This is a genomic window from Winogradskyella sp. PE311 (assembly GCF_046545555.1).
In the GTDB taxonomy this organism is placed as follows: Bacteria; Bacteroidota; Bacteroidia; order Flavobacteriales; family Flavobacteriaceae; genus Winogradskyella.
Window position 1 is genome coordinate 381,309 of record NZ_JBHZTH010000001.1, and the last position, 19,383, is coordinate 400,691.

14 protein-coding genes and 1 tRNA gene are annotated in these 19,383 nt (G+C 32.4%); 10 read left to right on the plus strand and 5 right to left on the minus strand.

What is annotated here, in order from left to right; translation table 11 throughout:
- Nucleotides 1-2: 2 nt before the first annotated feature.
- The 5 genes from ACFWU4_RS01600 (at nucleotide 3) to ACFWU4_RS01620 (ending at nucleotide 9,558) form a co-directional block, all read left to right on the plus strand.
- Nucleotides 3-3,134, plus strand: coding sequence for a UvrD-helicase domain-containing protein (locus tag ACFWU4_RS01600; protein WP_411124211.1), 3,132 nt, complete (start codon nucleotides 3-5; stop codon nucleotides 3,132-3,134).
- A gap of 41 nt (nucleotides 3,135-3,175) precedes the next feature.
- Nucleotides 3,176-4,369, plus strand: coding sequence for a glycine C-acetyltransferase (gene kbl / locus ACFWU4_RS01605; protein WP_411124213.1), 1,194 nt, complete (start codon nucleotides 3,176-3,178; stop codon nucleotides 4,367-4,369).
- Nucleotides 4,370-4,496: 127 nt separating this feature from the next.
- Entirely contained in the window at nucleotides 4,497-5,891 is a 1,395-nt protein-coding gene (locus ACFWU4_RS01610) for an OmpA family protein (RefSeq protein WP_411124215.1), read from the plus strand.
- A 63-nt stretch (nucleotides 5,892-5,954) separates the two neighbouring features.
- On the plus strand, nucleotides 5,955-8,723 hold the full coding sequence (locus tag ACFWU4_RS01615; RefSeq protein WP_411124217.1) for a PD-(D/E)XK nuclease family protein: 2,769 nt from the start codon (nucleotides 5,955-5,957) through the stop codon (nucleotides 8,721-8,723).
- A complete protein-coding gene (locus ACFWU4_RS01620; RefSeq protein ID WP_411124219.1) occupies nucleotides 8,713-9,558 on the plus strand; it encodes an alpha/beta hydrolase family protein in 846 nt (281 codons plus the stop codon). Before ACFWU4_RS01615 ends, ACFWU4_RS01620 begins: the two co-directional genes overlap by 11 nt.
- A 4-nt stretch (nucleotides 9,559-9,562) precedes the next feature.
- Here ACFWU4_RS01620 and ACFWU4_RS01625 read toward each other — a convergent pair.
- Together ACFWU4_RS01625 and ACFWU4_RS01630 are read right to left on the minus strand one after the other, a co-directional pair.
- Nucleotides 9,563-9,636: transfer RNA gene (locus tag ACFWU4_RS01625), tRNA-Ala, on the minus strand.
- A 247-nt stretch (nucleotides 9,637-9,883) separates the two neighbouring features.
- The gene (locus ACFWU4_RS01630) at nucleotides 9,884-10,681 is read right to left on the minus strand and encodes a universal stress protein (RefSeq protein WP_411124221.1); all 798 of its coding nucleotides are present in this window, start codon (nucleotides 10,679-10,681) and stop codon (nucleotides 9,884-9,886) included.
- Nucleotides 10,682-10,716: 35 nt separating this feature from the next.
- Between ACFWU4_RS01630 and ACFWU4_RS01635 the strand changes: the two genes are divergently transcribed.
- The 5 genes from ACFWU4_RS01635 to ACFWU4_RS01655 all read left to right on the plus strand — a co-directional run bounded on the left by ACFWU4_RS01635 (nucleotide 10,717) and on the right by ACFWU4_RS01655 (nucleotide 15,280).
- Complete coding sequence (locus ACFWU4_RS01635; RefSeq protein ID WP_411124223.1) at nucleotides 10,717-11,217, plus strand: GNAT family N-acetyltransferase; 501 nt, start codon at nucleotides 10,717-10,719, stop codon at nucleotides 11,215-11,217.
- Complete coding sequence (locus ACFWU4_RS01640) at nucleotides 11,214-12,548, plus strand: MATE family efflux transporter (protein ID WP_411124225.1); 1,335 nt, start codon at nucleotides 11,214-11,216, stop codon at nucleotides 12,546-12,548. The genes ACFWU4_RS01635 and ACFWU4_RS01640 overlap by 4 nt, the downstream gene beginning before the upstream one ends.
- Nucleotides 12,549-12,679: 131 nt before the next feature.
- A complete protein-coding gene (locus tag ACFWU4_RS01645; protein WP_411124227.1) occupies nucleotides 12,680-13,132 on the plus strand; it encodes a 6-pyruvoyl trahydropterin synthase family protein in 453 nt (150 codons plus the stop codon).
- Nucleotides 13,133-13,142: 10 nt separating this feature from the next.
- Nucleotides 13,143-13,904, plus strand: a complete 762-nt coding sequence (locus tag ACFWU4_RS01650) for a UDP-2,3-diacylglucosamine diphosphatase (protein WP_411127206.1) — start codon at nucleotides 13,143-13,145, stop codon at nucleotides 13,902-13,904.
- Nucleotides 13,905-13,969: 65 nt separating this feature from the next.
- Nucleotides 13,970-15,280 (plus strand): sulfatase-like hydrolase/transferase, encoded by a 1,311-nt coding sequence (locus ACFWU4_RS01655; protein ID WP_411124229.1) that lies wholly within the window; start codon nucleotides 13,970-13,972, stop codon nucleotides 15,278-15,280.
- On the opposite strand, the gene ACFWU4_RS01660 is transcribed toward ACFWU4_RS01655, so the two are convergent.
- Genes ACFWU4_RS01660 through recJ form a run of 3 tightly spaced genes read right to left on the minus strand, consistent with a single transcriptional unit; the run spans nucleotide 15,277 to nucleotide 19,361 of the window.
- Nucleotides 15,277-16,545 (minus strand): MFS transporter, encoded by a 1,269-nt coding sequence (locus ACFWU4_RS01660; RefSeq protein ID WP_411124231.1) that lies wholly within the window; start codon nucleotides 16,543-16,545, stop codon nucleotides 15,277-15,279. The two genes, ACFWU4_RS01655 and ACFWU4_RS01660, sit on opposite strands and share 4 nt — an antisense overlap.
- A gap of 3 nt (nucleotides 16,546-16,548) precedes the next feature.
- Nucleotides 16,549-17,610 (minus strand): OmpA family protein, encoded by a 1,062-nt coding sequence (locus ACFWU4_RS01665; protein WP_411124233.1) that lies wholly within the window; start codon nucleotides 17,608-17,610, stop codon nucleotides 16,549-16,551.
- Nucleotides 17,611-17,669: 59 nt separating this feature from the next.
- The gene (gene recJ, locus ACFWU4_RS01670) at nucleotides 17,670-19,361 is read right to left on the minus strand and encodes a single-stranded-DNA-specific exonuclease RecJ (protein WP_411124235.1); all 1,692 of its coding nucleotides are present in this window, start codon (nucleotides 19,359-19,361) and stop codon (nucleotides 17,670-17,672) included.
- Between the last annotated feature and the right edge of the window lie 22 nt (nucleotides 19,362-19,383).

Sequence of the window (19,383 nt, forward strand, 5' to 3'; positions counted from 1 at the left end):
TTTTGCGAAACTCATCCTTTCAAATTTATAATGCATCAGCCGGCAGTGGAAAAACATTTACGCTAGCAAAATCATATTTAAAGATTCTTATTGAGTCTGAGAATTATGATAGATTTAAATCTATTCTTGCTATAACTTTCACCAACAAAGCAGTTAGCGAAATGAAAGAGCGTATTATTAGTATGCTTAAACTATTTTCTACTAAAGAAGGTTTAGACCAACCTCATCCAATGTTTACTGCTATTTGCAATGAGTTATCTATAAGTCCAGAATTTTTACACAGCAAATCTAAAAACTTATTAAAATATATTATTCATAATTATGGAGCTTTTGATGTCTCTACTGTAGATGGATTTACCCATAGAATAATCAGAACTTTTGCACACGATTTAAAGCTACCCGTAAATTTTGAAGTAGAACTCGATCAAGACAGAATTCTAAATGAAGCTGTAGATCGCCTCATATCAAAAGCGGGAACTGATAAAATCCTTACTAATATATTAATTGATTTTGCTATCGAAAAAGCAGATGATGATAAAAGTTGGGATGTTAGTTACGACTTTAATAAAATAGCAAAGCTCTTAGTAAGTGAAAATGATTTAGAAGCAATCAATTCACTTAGTGAAAAGACAATTCTCGATTTTAAGGAATTAAAATTGCAATTAGCTAAAGAAATTTCTACCATCGACAATAAGGTTGTAAAAATTGCGAACAATGTTTTAAATTTAATAGATGAATGTGGTTTACAGTTTGATGATTTTAATAGAAAATCTCTCCCAAATTATTTTAAGAATATCAGCCAAAGCCAATATGTTATTAATTTTGAATCTAACTGGCAGAATGATTTAATGACTGGAGATACGCTATACCCAAAACGGGTTACGGAAGAAATAGCCTCTACAATAAATAGCATTCAACCCAAATTATGTGAAGCTTTTATACAAACTAAAACTTTGATTTTTGAACTGAAACTTAAAAAAGGGCTTTATAAAAACATTACACCTCTTTCAGTTCTAAATGCCATTAAAAATGAATTAATAGGATTAAAAGATGAACAAAATAAAATGCTCATTTCTGAATTCAATAAAATAATAAGCCAAGAAATTAAGGATCAGCCCACTCCTTTTATATATGAACGATTAGGAGAAAAATTTAAGCATTATTTTATTGATGAATTTCAAGACACCTCCACAATGCAATGGGAAAACTTAGTTCCATTATTAGATAACGCATTATCTGCTTCAAACGGTTCATTGATGTTAGTAGGTGATGCCAAGCAAGCCATTTACAGATGGCGAGGTGGTGAGGCAGAACAATTTATAAACCTCTATAATAAATTTAAAAATCCTTTTCAAATTGAAGCGGATGTTTTAACTCTAGATACTAATTTTAGAAGCGCTAAAGAAATCATTAATTTTAACAATGAACTATTTCAGTTTATTGGTAACCAATACTTTAATGACACTAATTACGGCAATCTATATTTAAATGCACATCAAAATACGAATAGCGACTTAGAAGGATTTGTTAACCTAAACTTCTTAGAGATTACAAAGGGTGATGATGCAAGTGAATTATATGCATCTGAAGTACTTAAAACTATTGAGCAATGCTTAGAACATGGATATACCTTAGATGACATTTGTGTTATTATTAGAAAGCGTAAGGAAGGTATAATAATAGCGAATTATCTAAGCGAGAGAGGAATTAATATAACATCTTCCGAAACTTTACTTTTAAAAAATTCTAACAAAATTCAATTTCTAAATTCTTTTTTAAAACTATTGCTTCAACCCAAAAATGATATTCTTAAAATTGAGGTTTTATCATTTTTAGCAAATCAAAATAAAATAATTGATAAGCATAGTTTTTACACAGAACACCTCAGGCCCAAATTAAATGAAATGTTAGAAAGTTTAAAAGCTTTAAACATTACTGTAAATAAAAAAGAGTTACTACAATTACCGCTTTACGAATTAATTGAACAGTTGATTAGAGTATTTAAACTCAATAAGACTTCTGACGCGTACCTTCAATTCTATTTGGACGTTGTCCTAGAATTTACTCAGAAACAAAATTCAGATTTAGCTGCCTTTTTAGATTATTTTGATAAGAAAAAAGATAGCTTAAGTGTTGTTTCCCCAGAAAACGCCGATGCAATTCAAATAATGACAATTCATAAATCAAAAGGTCTAGAGTTTCCAATTGTTCTATTTCCTTTCGCTGAGTTAAATATTTACCAAGAATTAGAGCCCAAAGTATGGTATCCCACAGATGGAGAAGGTTATAATGGTTTTAAAACTCTATTATTAAATTTCAATAATGACTTAAAATACTTTGGCGAAACTGGTAATCAAATTTATAACACTCATAAATCACAATTAGAATTAGATAATATCAATTTATTATATGTAGTACTCACTAGAGCGGTAGAACAACTCTATGTAATTTCTAAAAAAGATATTAACTCAAAAGGTGTCGTAGCTGAAAACACATATTCTGGGATGCTAATTTCTTATCTTAAACATACTGGTAAATGGTTAGATGATAAGTATTCATACAGTTTTGGAACTATTAAAGCACGTCTAAAAAAGAAAGAACAAAAATATGGTTCTAAACCGCTTCAATTAATTTCTGTATCTAAGGAAGACCATAATTTAAGTATTATTACCAAATCTGGTCTTCTGTGGGACACTAAGCAAGAGACAGCGATTGAACGAGGTAATTTAATACATCTCTTACTATCAAAAATAAAGACACATCAAGATATTGACTTTGCGTTTAATGATTTAATAGTCTCAGGCGATATTAACAAAGAAAACTTTGATCCACTAAAATTAATCGTTAATAATGTGATAACTCACCCTAAATTAGAAACTTATTTTCAACCGGGTTATAAAGTTTATAATGAAAGAGATATTATTACTGAATCTGGTGAACTTGTTAGACCTGATCGATTAAATATAAATACCAAAAAAGAAGTCGTTATCATAGACTACAAAACAGGAGAGCAAAAAGAAGCCTATGGACATCAGCTTAAAACTTACTCCACTGTTCTGGAGTCTATGAATTATACTATTAAACACAAATTAATTATTTACATAAATGACACGGTAGAAGTCATTGAGGTCTAATATATAGATACTATCTTTGTTTAATATTTAATATCAATACAATGTACGGAGATATAAAAAAACATCTACAGCAAGAAATAGAAACCATTAAAGACGCAGGACTTTTTAAAGAAGAACGCATTATTACTTCACCTCAAGGTGCAGAAATCACTTTAAATACGGGTCAAAAAGTTCTTAATTTTTGTGCAAACAATTATTTAGGCTTGTCTTCACATCCAGATGTTGTTAAAGCAGCGAAGGATACTCTAGATACACACGGTTTCGGAATGTCTTCAGTTAGATTTATCTGCGGAACTCAAGATATTCATAAAGAATTAGAGCAAAAAATTGCCGAATTCTATGGAACGGAAGATACAATATTGTATGCTGCTGCTTTTGACGCGAATGGAGGAGTTTTTGAACCTTTATTAACTAAAGAAGATGCTATAATTTCTGATTCATTAAATCACGCTTCAATTATTGATGGTGTAAGGCTCTGCAAAGCAGCAAGATTTCGCTATGAAAATAATAACATGGCTGACCTAGAAAAGCAATTGATAGCTGCAAATGAGAATGGAGCTCGTTTTAAAATCATTGTGACAGATGGAGTCTTTTCTATGGATGGTCTTGTTGCTCCTCTAGACGAAATCTGTGACTTAGCCGATAAATACGACGCTATGGTTATGATTGATGAATGCCATGCAACGGGCTTTATTGGAGCAACAGGCATAGGTACTTTAGAAGAAAAAGGGGTTTTAGGAAGAATTGATATTATTACGGGTACTTTAGGTAAAGCAATGGGTGGTGCCATGGGAGGTTATACGACTGCTAAGAAAGAAGTTATTGAAATTTTAAGACAACGCTCAAGGCCATATTTGTTTTCTAATTCCTTGGCGCCTGCAATCGTAGGAGCCTCCATTAAAGTTTTTGATATGCTTAAAAACGATACGTCACTTAGAGACAAAGTAGATTGGAATACAAAATACTTTAAAAAGGGAATGAAAGAAGCAGGATTTGATATTATTGACGGTGATTCTGCAATTGTCCCAGTTATGCTATATGATGCAAAACTCTCTCAAACAATGGCTAACATGCTTTTAGAAGAAGGTATTTACGTCATTGGCTTCTTCTTCCCTGTTGTACCAAAGGATAAGGCCAGAATAAGAGTACAATTATCTGCTGCTCATAACAAGGAACATTTAGATAAGACAATTTCGGCGTTTATAAAGGTTGGAAAAATATTAGAGATTATTTAAAATGGTTCCAAACTCTCTATTTTAGGGCTTTATAACAATATTTTTATATATTTGTCTTTGTTAATAAAATTTAACAACTTACTTTTGCCAACAATTAACACTTAAAAAAATTAAAATTAATTAGAATATGAAAAATCTTAGCAGATTATTATTTGTTGCAGTACTCCTCTTAGGTATGAGTACTTCTAACGCACAAGATCAAAACAATCCATGGGCCTTCGGTATAGGTATGAACGCTATTGATCTTTACCCTGTAGGTGAAGATACACCACAAGGTGAGTATTTTGACGAATTCTTTAATGCTAACGATCACTGGAACATCCTTCCTTCTATCTCAAGATTCACGGTTTCAAGATATCTTAGTGATGGTTTTAGTTTTACAGCTGCTGGTTCTTTTAACAGAATCAAAAAAGTTGGTTCAAATTTTGATCCTGTAACAGGAGAAGAATCTACAGCTACAATAAATGGTGTAACATACTTTGGACTTGATGGTTTAGTGACTTATAGTTTAATGGATGTAATTAACTCAAACTCATTAGAACCATATATTGGTGCTGGTGGTGGTTATTTCTGGGTAGATAATCAAGGTGCTGGTGTTTTAAACGGAACAGCAGGATTAAGATATTGGTTCAACGAAAAATTTGGTATCGAAGTACAAACAATTTACAAGCATGCATTTGAAGATGATTCTCCAAAGCACTTTCAGCATTCTGCTGGTGTAATATTTAAGTTTGGTGGTTCTGATACTGACGGAGATGGTATTTATGATAAAGATGATGCTTGTCCTGAAGAAGCTGGTTTAGAAATCTTCAATGGTTGTCCTGATTCTGATAATGATGGTATCCAAGATTCTAAAGATGATTGTCCTAATACAGCTGGTTTAGCTGAATTTAATGGATGTCCTGACGGAGATGGTGATGGCGTAATGGATAAAGATGATAAATGTCCTACTGTTGCTGGTTTAAAATCTTTAATGGGTTGTCCAGATGCTGATTCTGATGGTGTTACTGATGGTGATGATAAATGTCCTAACGTTGCAGGTCCTGCTGCAAATAATGGATGTCCTTGGCCAGATACTGACGGAGATGGTATATTAGATAAAGATGATAAATGTCCTAACGAAGCTGGTACAGCTGCAAATAATGGGTGTCCAGAGGTTAAGCCAACAGCTGATGTAATGGAAACTTTAAATAGCTATGCTAGAACTATTTTATTTGATACAGGTAAAGCAACTTTTAAGAAAGAAACTGATCAAGTATTACAAGCAATGACAGCTATATTTAAAGAATATCCAAAAGCAGATTTCTCAATTGGTGGTCACACTGATAGTGTAGGTTCTACTTCAAGTAACCAAAGTTTATCTGAAAGAAGAGCTAACGCCGTAAGAGATTATTTAATCGCTAATGGAATTAGTGCAGCAAGATTAACTGCCACTGGTTACGGTGAGGCAAATCCTATTGCTGATAACAAAACTAGAGCTGGTAGAAAAGAAAACAGACGTGTAGAAGTGAAGTTAAATTAATAACTACTTCCAAAATATAATTTAAAAACGCTCCGAAGTTCGGAGCGTTTTTTATTTTTATAAATGGAAAGTTTTATAAAAAGTGTTTTAATTGATCTAAAGACTAAAAAAATAGATTTTGAAGGTCTTTATTTTATCCTTCCAAGTAAACGTGCTGGCACTTTTTTAAAGCACCATATATCTTCATTACTCAGTCAACCTATATTTTCACCTACAATTCTAAGTATTGAAGAATTTGTAGAAGAGCTCTCAGGTCTTCAAACTATACCTAATACAGACTTACTTTTTAAACTCTATAATGTATACATAAAGAATACCAAAAAGGGAAATCAAGAAACTTTTGATTCCTTCGTGAAATGGGCCCAAATCCTATTACAAGATTTCAACGAAATTGACAGGTATTTAATTGATGAAAATAAGATATTCGACTATTTAAGTGCCATCAAAGAATTAACCCATTGGTCATTAGAAATAAATCAAACAGATCTAGTAAAAAATCATTTAAAATTTTGGAAGCGTCTTAAAGAATATCACGCAGAATTTACTGATTATTTACTGCAAAATAAAGAAGGTTATCAAGGTTTGATTTATCGCGAAGCCAATGCAAATTTAGAAGTTTACATTGAGAGCAATACCAATAGGAAACATATTTTCCTTGGCTTTAACGCATTGAATGAAGCAGAGTCACAAATTATTCAAGGTCTATTACAAAATGATATGGCTGAAATTTATTGGGATACAGACAAAACCTTTATAAATGACACAACCCACGACGCTGGATTATTTGTAAGGCAACACAGATCTAAATGGAATTACTTTAATCAAAACCCTTTTAGTTGGCCTAAAACGTATTATCAAGAACCCAAAAATATACAAACCATTGGTGTTCCCAAACTTGTTGGGCAAGCAAAATATATTGGGCAACTTTTATCTACTATAAAACAAACAAATAAAAACTTAAAAAGTGTTGCCGTTGTATTAGGTGAAGAAAATTTGTTAATTCCAGTCCTTAATTCTATTCCTAAAGAGATCACTAAACTCAATGTTACAATGGGATTACCGCTGAAATTTGTGCCTTTAGCATCACTTTTTGAACAACTTTTTTCAATACATAAGAAAGATTCTAGCAATTTATATTACAAGGATGTAATAGGTATTATTTCGCATCCTTCTATTTACCCCTTGTTTGAGACAAAATTTGAAAACAAATCGAGCGATATTGTTTCTCATATACAAAGAAACAATCTTGTATACATCAAAGTCTCTGATTTAAAAGCTATAGCCACAGGTCACAAAAATTTAATTGATTTATTATTTAATTCTTGTGAAGATAAACCTCAAACTGCTTTAAAAAAATGCTCTAACTTAATTTTTAATATTAAAGAAAATCTTAGTTCAAATAAAAGTCTAAATAATTTAGAATTAGAATACCTTTACCGCTTTAACTCGCTATTTAATCAATTATTAGAGTTAAATAGTACTTATAAGTATCTTAACTCGATTTCTACCTTACACATTCTCTTTAAAGAACTTTTAAGCCTTGAAACACTCGATTTTAAAGGGGAGCCGTTAGAAGGTCTTCAAATAATGGGTATGTTAGAATCACGTGTTTTAGACTTTGAGACTGTGATTATAAGCTCAGTTAATGAAGGCATTCTTCCATCGGGTAAAACAAATAACTCTTTTATTCCTTTTGATGTCAAAATTCAAAATGGTTTACCAACTTTTAAAGAAAAAGATGCCGTTTACACCTATCATTTCTATAGGTTGTTGCAACGCGCTAAAAATGTATACATACTTTATAATACGGAGGTAGATACACTTAAAGGCGGAGAAAAAAGTAGGTTTATAACACAATTAGACGTCGAAAATATTCATAAAATAGAGCATTGCATTATTTCTCCAATTGTTCCAATAATTGAAAAGGAAATAAAAGAAATATCAAAAACTAATCAGGTTATAAGTGAGATAAAGAAGTTGGCTGAAAAAGGTTTTTCTCCATCAACTTTAACTAATTATATTAGAAACCCAATGGACTTTTATTACGATAAAATTCTTAAAATAAAGGAGTTTGAAGATGTTGAAGAGAATATTGCATCTAACACATTAGGCTCCGTAATACATAATACACTCGAAGATTTATACAAACCACTAGAGGGTACGTTCTTAACCTTAGAACATCTCAAAGAATTTAAAACTACAATTAATAAAAAGGTTTCAAAACACTTTAAAGATTTATATAAAGACGGAGATTTTACTAAAGGAAAAAACCTAATCATTTTTGAAATTGCACAACGCTACATTTTAAATTTTTTAAACTCTGAAATAAAGAGTCTTAAGGCTAAGAATAAAATAAAAATCGTTGCTATTGAAGCAGATGAAACAATAGATATTAATATTGAAGGTTTAAATTTTCCAATAAAATTAACAGGTAAAGTAGATAGAATAGATGAATATAATGGTATCACTCGAATTATAGATTATAAATCTGGGAAAGTAGAACAGAATAAAGTAGAAATAAGTAATTGGGAAGATCTAACCACGGATTATGATAAATACAGCAAATCGTTTCAAATCCTTAGTTATGCATATATGATGCATCAAAAAAAATTAATTCAATTACCTGTGGAAGCAGGGATTATATCTTTTAAAAATCTTAGTGGAGGGTTTCTGAAATTTGGGAAAAAAGCATCGCAGTATAGCCGAATTAAAGACCAGGCAATTACACAAAGTACCCTTGATAGTTTTGAACTGGAACTAAAAAAGCTAATTCTAGAGATTTTCAATCCAAAAATTAACTTTATCGAAAAAGAACTGACCTATGAAAATTAAAAAAAACATAGTCTTGAATAGATCAAATAAGAAGCCTATTGTAATAGATACCTTTTATTTAGAAAATAGACTTAACCAACCTATTGTTCTTTTTGCTCATGGTTACAAAGGTTTTAAAGATTGGGGACCATGGAACTTAATGGCAGAAACAATAGCTAAAGCCGGTATTTGCTTTATAAAATTTAATTTTTCGCATAATGGAGGTACAATAGAAAATCCTATTGACTTTCCAGATTTAGAGGCTTTTGGAAATAACAACTATACTAAGGAACTAGATGATTTAGACAATGTTATTTCGTGGATTAAAGAAGAGTTTCACCAAAGTAGTAATATACATAATAATAAAATATGTCTTGTTGGCCACAGTCGAGGCGGTGGTATCGCAATTTTAAAAGCTTCGGAAGATACTCGAATTAATAGTCTGATAACATTAGCCAGCGTTTGTGATTTTGGAAAGCGCACAGCTACGACAGGAGACTTAAATCAATGGAGGGAGAAAGGTGTGAAATATGTTTTAAACGGAAGAACAAAGCAGAAAATGCCTCATTATTATCAATTCTATGAAGATTTTAAAGCTAATGAAGAACGTCTTCATATAAAATCTGCAATGAAGCAAATAGAGATTCCTACGCTCATTATTCATGGCGATAATGATACATCTGTTTCAATAGATGAAGCCAAAGAATTACATAGATGGAATCCAAAAAGTGAATTAACTATAATTGAAGGTGCAGATCATGTGTTTAACACAAAGCATCCTTGGAACGCTAATATTTTATCCCTAGAATTAGAAAAAGTGAGCCGCCTAATTATTAGTTTTGCTTCATCAAAATAAGAAGTGGAGCATATCGGAGTCGAACCGATGACCTCTACGCTGCCAGCGTAGCGCTCTAGCCAGCTGAGCTAATGCCCCATTCAATATTCTATACCTAATATTTTTACTAAAATAATACTTAAAAAAATAAGTGAAATTAAAAAACCAAAGAAAGCTAATGCGTAAAACATCAACTCATAAAAATAGGACTTAGGCTTTATTCTTTCTAAATAGAATTGAGACTTCATAAACCTCTTGTTGTGAAACCATCCTATCACGAAAACAAAGGAAAAAATGCATAAAGTAAATATGTATCCCTTTGTGTTATCCAAAAGCAGCAATAGCATTATTTTAGTCCACTTAACACTAATACAGGGATTTTAGAACTATGAAAATCCTTTTTCAGGACAATGTCATCTTCCCAAAGTTTTGAGAAGAATCCTCTTTTACGCCTTACCACACATAATAAATCTGGATCGTGATTCTTGTAATGTTCTAAAACAGCTTGAAACGTAGTTGGGCTCTCTGCAGTTATGGTATTTGTAATTAAGCCGGAAAACTCTTCGTTAAAATCAAAATCACCATCCTTGTAACGACTTGTTTTTACCAATAAAATATTTGCTACTGCCTTAAATTGATTTTTAATAGATTGCAAAGGTTTTAAAACAGCTTCTTTCTTTATTACAACAGATTTTAAAGCAATTAAAATTTTCACAATAGGCTTGTAAATATAACCCTCTGGTACGATTAAAGTCGGGATTTGCGTACGCTTAATAATTTTACCGGAGGTTTTCCCTAAATAGACCTCATCCTTAATAGAATTTGTACGAGGTTCTAATATGATTAAATCTACTTCTAAAGCATCACAAACTTTCTCTAATGTATCTACCAATTTTCCCTTAAACGTTCTAGTGTAGACTTCAACATCTTTTGTGTCTATCGAAGCAACATGGCCATCTAAAAAATCTTTGGATTCTTTTTCAATAATAGAATCTACATTGATCATTGTTCCTGCTTTAGTATAAACATTATATATTTGAACAACATATAATTTAGCTCCAAAAGCTTTGGCAAAATCTACGGCATACTGTAAGTGAGATGTTGCATTTTTTGAAGATCCTACAGGTACTAATATAGTTTTCATATCCTTAAAATTTGAGACAAAAGTAAACATTATAAATGATTCGTAAAGGCAAAATTACCGATATACCCGCAATAATGGCAATGATAAGAGCATGTGCTGAAGGCATGATAGCTAAAGGAATTTACCAATGGAATGAAGATTACCCTAACTCATCTGCATTTGAGAACGACCTTAAACGAAACGAACTTTATGTTTTAGAAATCAATTCTAAAATCAATGGCACGATTGTCATCTCTACCTTAATGGATAAAGAATATCTGCCCATTAAATGGCTTACTGAAAATGAAAACAATATCTATATTCATCGCTTAGCCGTACATCCAAAATCGCAAAGTAAAGGTTATGCTCAGCACTTAATGAATTTTGCAGAGGCATACACAATAGAAAACAACTATAGCTCTATTCGTTTAGATACGTTTTCTCAGAACAAAAGAAATCAAAAATTTTACGAACTTCGTGGCTATAAACGATTAGGTGATATTTATTTCCCGATGCAAAGCGAATACCCTTTTCATTGTTATGAACTAGTCCTTTGAGTGCGTCAATAACATTAAAACAGATCAATAAACTTGCTATACCAGCATTAATTTCTGGTGTGTCTGAACCTATTTTATCTTTAACAGATTCAGCAATTATTGGTAATATGGATTTAAATGCTACCAAATCTTTAGCTGCTGTTGGTATTGTAGGCACATTTATGTCTATGTTGATTTGGGTTTTAGGTCAAACTCGTAGTTCTATATCATCAATAGTCTCTCAATATGTTGGAGCAGATAATCTCCATGTTGTAAAAAACTTACCTGCTCAAGCTATATTCTTAATTACATCGTTAAGTATTCTAATTATCCTAGCGACATATCCATTTGCTTCGCAGATTTTCGAATTTTACAACGCTTCAGGTACTATTCTAAACTATAGTGTAGATTATTACCAAATAAGAGTGTTTGGCTTTCCATTTACGCTATTCACTATTGCTGTTTTTGGCACTTTTAGAGGTCTTCAAAACACCTATTACCCAATGCTGATTGCTATTGCTGGTGCGGCTTCAAATATTATTTTAGATGTTGTTTTTGTGTATGGTATTGAAGGTGTAATCCAAGCAATGCATATTAAAGGTGCAGCTTATGCTAGTGTTATTGCGCAAGTTATTATGGCTGGTCTTTCGGCATATTACTTGCTAAAGAAAACAGATATTCCGCTATGGGTTAAGTTTCCTTTTAATCCAGAGATTAAACGTTTTACATTAATGATCCTTAATTTATTCGTTAGGACCATATTCTTAAATGTGGCTTTATATTTCGGTACAAGCTTTGCTACAAAATATGGAACAAACTATATCGCAGCCTATACCATAGCGATTAACCTCTGGTTCTTGGGTGCATTCCTAATTGATGGTTATGCCAGTGCTGGTAATATTTTATCTGGAAAGCTTCTAGGAGCAAAAGATTACAAAAACTTAGTAGATTTAAGTACAAAACTGATTAAATACGGTGTCATTATAGGTGTCGTTTTAGGTATTATTGGTGCTATCTTATATTATCCTTTAGGAAACCTCTTTAGTAATGATGAAAAAGTCTTAAATGAGTTTTATAATATCTTCTGGATTATACTTGTAATGCAACCTTTATGTGCTTTAGCGTTTATTTTTGATGGTGTTTTTAAAGGTCTAGGCAAAATGAAATACCTTAGAAATGTCTTATTATTTTCAACACTATTTGTCTTTATACCTATTGTTTATTTGGCAGATGCCTTAGACTATAAACTTTATGGTATTTTCTTCGCTTTTACGCTTTGGATAATAGCACGCGGATTACCTTTAATTATAAAATTCAGAAAAACATTTAAACCCCTTGCTCAAAACTCGTAAATTTGACCCATAGATTTACACTAAATTATAAATATGGATATTCTCAATTTTTTAGGTGGAAATGGATTATTCTTAATCCTAGGACTTGTGCTTATTATCGTATATTTTGTAAACCGAAATAAAAGACGTTAATGAGTAAAATACGTATTACAAAGCAATTTTCTTTTGAAACTGGTCACGCACTCTATGGCTATGATGGTAAATGTAAAAATGTTCATGGACATAGTTACCGTTTAGATGTTACCGTTATAGGAGTACCCATTTCTGATTCGACAAATGTAAAATTCGGTATGGTTATCGACTTTAGCGATTTAAAGAAAATTGTAAAAGAAGAAATTGTAGATGTTTTTGATCATGCAACAGTTTTTAATAAAAATACACCTCATATAGAATTAGCAAAAGAATTACAAGATAGAGGCCATAATGTTTTATTAGCAGACTATCAACCAACAAGCGAAATGATGGTAATTGACTTTGCTGAAAAAATAAAGAAACGTCTCCCTAATAATATTAAACTGCATGCTTTAAAACTTCAAGAAACAGCAACTAGCTTTGCAGAATGGTTTGCTTCTGATAATGAGTAATAATCATCACATACACGTTCCTAATGGAAAAAAAATCTACTTTGCTTCAGACAATCACCTAGGCGCACCTACAATGGAAGCTTCTCGTCCTAGAGAAAAAAAGTTTGTAGCCTGGTTAGACGAAATTAAACATGATGCAGCGGCAATTTTTTTACTTGGAGATTTATTCGATTTTTGGTTTGAATATAAAACAGTAGTGCCAAAAGGATTCACTAGAACCTTGGGTAAATTGGCAGAAATAGCAGATTCTGGTATTCCAATTCATTACTTTGTTGGTAATCATGATTTATGGATGAATGGCTATTTTGAAGAAGAACTCGGCATTCCTGTATATCATAAACCACAAGAGTTCACATTTAATGACAGATCGTTTTTTATTGGTCATGGTGATGGACTTGGTCCTGGAGATAAGGGCTACAAACGTATGAAAAAAGTTTTCTTGAGCCCATTCTTTAAATGGGTATTTAAATGGGGTCATCCAGATATTGGTATGCGTATTGCACAATATTTCTCCGTTAAAAATAAAATGATTTCTGGTGACGACGATGCGACCTTTTTAGGAGAAGAAAACGAATGGCTAGCTATTTATTGCAAACGCAAGCTAAAAGAAAAACATCGCGATTTCTTTGTGTTTGGTCATAGACATTTGCCATTAGAAATTCAACTAAATGAGTCTTCAAAATATATTAATCTAGGCGATTGGATTCAATATTACACTTATGGTGTTTTTGACGGTAATAGCTTTGAATTAAAAACCTTTCAAAAAGACTGATCGTAATATGAGATGATAGAATTAAACTTTCATTAATATTTTTAGTCCTATAAAAAATTAACTTTATGAAAGCCCCACAAATTAAGTTAGCGATAATTGTTTTAACTTTTATTTTTTCGTGCAGTAATAATGATGATTCAATTACTGAGCAAGAAACTCCAGCAAGTAATAAGCCAAACATATTACTCATCATCGCTGATGATATGGGATTAGACGCAACTCCTAGTTATGGTATTGGTAATTTAAAACCAAATATGCCAACATTACAAAGCTGGATCAATTCTGGGATTAAGTTTAATAATTTATGGTCTAATCCAACTTGTACACCGACAAGAGGTACAATTATTACAGGCAAATATGGATTTAGAACTGGTGTTACTGAGGTTGGCAACACTATGGCAATAACTGAAGTTTCAATACAAACCTATTTAGATAATACAAATTCTGGCTATAATCATGCAGTGATCGGCAAGTGGCACTTAGCTAACAATAATGCTAGCCATCCCACAAATATGGGAGTTGGTTATTACGCAGGTAATTTAGGCGGAGGTGTCCCGTCTTACACTAGCTGGAATTTAACCGAAAATGCTCAAACCAATATATCAACAGCGTATGTTACAACAAAATATACAGATTTAGCAATAGACTGGATAGATAATCAATCACAACCATGGTTTTTATGGTTAGCCTATAATGCAGCACATACGCCATTTCATTTACCACCAAACAGTTTACATTCTCAAGGTAATTTACCTTCAGATCAGGCAAGCATAGATGCTAACCCTTTGCCTTATTATCTAGCAATGTTAGAAGCTATGGATACGGAAATGGGACGATTGGTAAGTTCAATGTCAGATGCTGAAAGAGAAAATACAGTCATCATTTTTATCGGTGATAATGGTACACCTAATCAAGTAGCCCAAGAATATCAGAGTAATAGGGTTAAAGGTTCTTTATTTCAAGGTGGTATTAATGTACCTATGGTCATTGCAGGTAAAAATGTAACAAGAGTCAATGCAATTGAAGATGCTTTAATAAATACTACAGATTTATTCGCTACAATTGCGGAGTTATCCGGAAATTCAACTCCCGAAATTCATGATAGCAAAAGTTTTAAAGATTTGCTTACCAGTTCTAATGCTAATATAAGAGATTATATCTATGCTGAAAGAGGATCTATTGGATCGCAAGATTATACAATTAGAAATGCAACTCATAAATATTTACTAAATAACGGTATTGAACGTTTCTATAATTTAATTAATGATCCGCTTGAAACCACGAACTTATTAAATACAAATCAATTGCCTTTGAGCACTGAGGATACTGCTATTAAAGATGCGCTTATTGCAGAGTTAAATATCATAAGAAATTAATCTTCTTTTTCATGTTCCTCTATATCTTTAGTTAAGTCCAATTTTCTAAAGGATGGTAAAACTATACCTGTAGTGACTACTGTAATTAAAGTCATTGTACCACCAAAAACAACAGCTCTTGCAGTACCCATTAATTTTGCAGTTATACCACTTTCAAAAGCACCCAATTCATTTGAAGAACCAACAAACATAGAATTTACAGAAGCTACGCGACCACGCATATCATCAGGTGTCTTTAATTGAAGTATAGTTTGCCTAATAACCATAGATACTCCGTCTGTTACACCACTAAAGAATAAGGCCAATACCGAAAGCCAAAAAGACGTTGATAAACCAAAGACAATAATACAAATACCAAATCCAAAAATGGCAATCAATAATTTCATTCCAGCGTTTTTACTAATAGGGATGTATGCCGTAATAAGCATCGTTAAAAACGCACCAACTGATGGTGCTGCAACTAAAATACCAAAACCTCTTGGTCCAACCTTTAATATATCTTCGGCAAACACAGCGAGTAGAGCTACAGCTCCACCAAATAATACCGAAATCATATCTAAAGTCAATGCGCCCAAAATAGCTTTAGTTTTAAATACAAATCGAGCACCTTCTCTTAAACTTTGCAAGATTGGCTCACCTATTTTATGGTTAAGAATAGGTTTCTTTTTTATTCTAAACACTACTAATAAAGAAAATACAACCAAACCAAAAACAATACATAACGACCAGTGTACGCCAATCCAACTTATAGAAAATCCAGCAAACGCAACACCAAGCACACGAGAAATTTGCCATGTAGAACTACTCCATGTAGCTGCATTTGGATAAAGTTTTTTAGGCACAATCAAAGCGACTAGAGAAAATATAGTTGGGCTAAAAAAAGCACGCAGCAATCCGCCGAAAAACACTAAAAAATAAATAGAATACAATACGGTATCTGTTGACCAACTGTCTTCAATGGTCTTAGTTGTTAACCAAAATAAACCGAAACTTATAAGAGAAAATGCAGCTATAGTTTGAATAAATAAATTCCTTTTCTCGCGTTGGTCTACAATATGGCCAGCAAAAGGAGCCATTAAAAATGCTGGGATAAATTCGCAAGCACCTATGATTCCCAACGCTAATGGATCTTTAGTAATTGTATAAACCTGCCACTCAATAACTACAAATTGCATAGACCATCCAAAAATTAATGCAAAACGTACTAATAAAAAGATGTTGAACTCTTTAATTCTAAGCGCTGCATATGGATCGTTTTTGGTCAAAGCCTAGCTGTCTATTAATTTAAACTCAACACGTCTGTTTAATTGTCTTCCTTCCTCTGTTATGTTCTCTGAAATGGGTTTAGAACTCCCAAACCCAATAAATTGTATTCTTGACGGATTAAGACCTTGCGAAATTAAATAATCTACTACAGCTTTAGCACGTTGTTCTGATAATTCTTTATTTCTAGTCCCTAAACCGACATTATCAGTATGTCCGTAGATTTCGATATTCAAGTTAGAATTTTGACTCAGATATTTATAAAGTTGATCTAACTCTTCAATTGATACCTTTAATAATTTGGCTTTATCAAAATCGAAAAGCACGTTCTTAAAAGTGTAAACTTCGTTAATTTTTATTTCTGGTTCATCAATAACTTCTTCTTTTTCTTCTTTTTCGACAGTTTCTATTGAAACATCATCTATGTAATAATACGAGAAGAAATAAGGGCTATCAGAAACTGTTTTTTGTTTCTTAGTTTTAGGATTCCTATAAAAATTTCCGATAGAAAAATAGGTTTCATAACCTTCTGCTGTAAATTCAAACGTATATTCCATCCAAGATTCTTTGTCTGAAAAGTAGTTTTCATTAGCATTAGAATACATCTTAAAGTTCTTTTTAGTTGCTTTTGAAGGTTTAATAGTTTTTTCGCAATTATTAGAGTGATGACAAGGCTCTAGTTTTTCTTCAGTAATTAATACCTCAATATCTTTTAAGGCATAAGACGATTTATCTGCAAGACTTAAATAAAAAGTCATTTTGTAGCGCTTACCTACACTTAAGGTTTTTGAAAGCTGTCCTTGTACATACTCTCTGTAATTTTTATCTGTGTAATAATACATACCAGCGTAAGAGGTTCCTGATTTTGGTTTTTGAGAACCATTATAGTTTTTTTTACCCATATCCTTACTGCAAGTATCAAAGAAGTCTGTAGAACCATAATTGGGAATTGACCAATTAAGAATACCATTATTGAAACCTCCCATATAAACAAGACATTTATATGTGGAGTGTTCCTCAAAACTAGGATTTAATACGAGGTTTTGTGTATTTGATAAGCAACTCAAAAAAAGAAGTGAGATTGTGGTTAGCTGTTTCATATCTACTCAACGATCTGTTCTAGATTTTATTCTTTTATATCCTTAAGCTTCAATTGTAAACTCACATTACCATTCCAATGGTTTTCATCTACACTATAAGCAATATTAAAGGGTCTTTTGTTTTTAATAATATCTATTTTATTACCTAACCCAAAACCAATACATACAATTTTATCACTAAAAGATTGGGTTGCTGTAAAACGTATATGTTTATCATCTTCGCCAACACATTTCCCATATCCTGTATCTTTCATCCCTTGAGTCATAAATGTTGGTGACATATTTCCAGGGCCAAAAGGTGCAAATTGTTTTAAAATTCGCATTAGTTTATCATTTATTTGACCTAATTCAATTTCTAAATCAACCCTTATTTCTGGTATTAATAATTTTGGGTCAATGGTTTCTTTTACAACACTTTCAAACTTTGCTTTAAAAGCGTCATAGTTTTCTGGCAATAAAGTTAATCCTGCTGCGTACTTGTGACCACCAAATTGTTCGATATGTTCAGAACATGCTTCTAAGGCATTATAGACATCAAAACCCTTAACTGATCTCGCCGAAGCTGCAAATTTATCTCCACTTTTAGTAAATACTAAAGTGGGTCTATAGTAAGTTTCTGTTAATCGTGATGCTACAATACCAATAACACCTTTGTGCCAATCTTCTCTATAAACGACTGTTGTAAAGCCTTCTTGTTCGTTGTTTTCTTCTATTTGAATTAAAGCTTCTTCAGTAATTCGCTTGTCAGTTTCGCGACGGTCTGTATTAAACTGATCAATATCTACAGCATATTCTGCCGCAAGATTAAAGTCTGTCTCTGTAAGTAATGTCACTGCATGATTCCCATGCTTCATTCTGCCTGCTGCATTAATCCGTGGAGCGATAATGAACACTACATCGGTAATAGTGAGTTCATCTTTTTTTACCTCAGCTATAATAGCTTTCATTCCAGGTCTCGGCTCAGTATTAATAACCTGCAGACCAAAATAGGCTAAGGCTCTATTTTCGCCAATTATAGGCACAATATCTGCACCTATTGCAGTTGCTACCAGATCTAAATATTCTACTAAATCTTCAACGGTTTGGCCTTGATTAGAAGCTAAAGCAGTGATGAGTTTAAAACCAACTCCACAACCGCATAATTCTTTAAAAGGATAATCACAGTCATCTCGTTTAGGGTCTAAAACAGCAACTGCGTTTGGTAGGTTTTCTCCAGGTCTGTGATGATCGCAAATAATAAAATCAATCCCTTTTTCTTTGGCATAATCAACTTTATCAATAGCCTTAACACCACAATCTAAAGCTATAATTAATGAAAAGTCATTATCATCTGCAAAGTCAATACCTTTATAAGAAACACCATAACCTTCATCGTAACGATCAGGAATATAAGTCGCTACAGAATCTATTCGTGTTTTTAAATACGAAGACATCAAAGCTACAGACGTTGTACCATCAACATCGTAATCTCCGTAGACCATAATATTTTCACCATCTGCAATTGCTTTCTCAATACGCACCACAGCCTTCTCCATATCTTTCATTAAGAATGGGTCGTGCAAATCGCTAAAACTCGGTCTGAAAAAAGTTTTTGCAGCTTCATAAGTGTTAATACCACGCTGCAATAATAGTGTCGCAACAATATCATCAACCTGAAGTGCTTTTTTTAAGTCTTCAACCGCTGATGGTTCTGGTTTTGGTTTGAGAGTCCAACGCATATTCCCCTTTTAATTCCCCTAA

Bases quoted from the DNA above. Each gene is read 5' to 3' on its own strand.
- ACFWU4_RS01645 (WP_411124227.1), top strand. From the start codon at position 12,680: ATGAGTAAAATACGTATTACAAAGCAATTTTCTTTTGAAACTGGTCAC.
- ACFWU4_RS01615 (WP_411124217.1), top strand. From the start codon at position 5,955: ATGGAAAGTTTTATAAAAAGTGTTTTAATTGATCTAAAGACTAAAAAA.
- recJ (WP_411124235.1), bottom strand. From the start codon at position 19,361: ATGCGTTGGACTCTCAAACCAAAACCAGAACCATCAGCGGTTGAAGAC.
- ACFWU4_RS01655 (WP_411124229.1), top strand. From the start codon at position 13,970: ATGAAAGCCCCACAAATTAAGTTAGCGATAATTGTTTTAACTTTTATT.
- ACFWU4_RS01630 (WP_411124221.1), bottom strand. From the start codon at position 10,681: ATGAAAACTATATTAGTACCTGTAGGATCTTCAAAAAATGCAACATCT.
- kbl (WP_411124213.1), top strand. From the start codon at position 3,176: ATGTACGGAGATATAAAAAAACATCTACAGCAAGAAATAGAAACCATT.
- ACFWU4_RS01620 (WP_411124219.1), top strand. From the start codon at position 8,713: ATGAAAATTAAAAAAAACATAGTCTTGAATAGATCAAATAAGAAGCCT.
- ACFWU4_RS01610 (WP_411124215.1), top strand. From the start codon at position 4,497: ATGAAAAATCTTAGCAGATTATTATTTGTTGCAGTACTCCTCTTAGGT.
- ACFWU4_RS01635 (WP_411124223.1), top strand. From the start codon at position 10,717: ATGATTCGTAAAGGCAAAATTACCGATATACCCGCAATAATGGCAATG.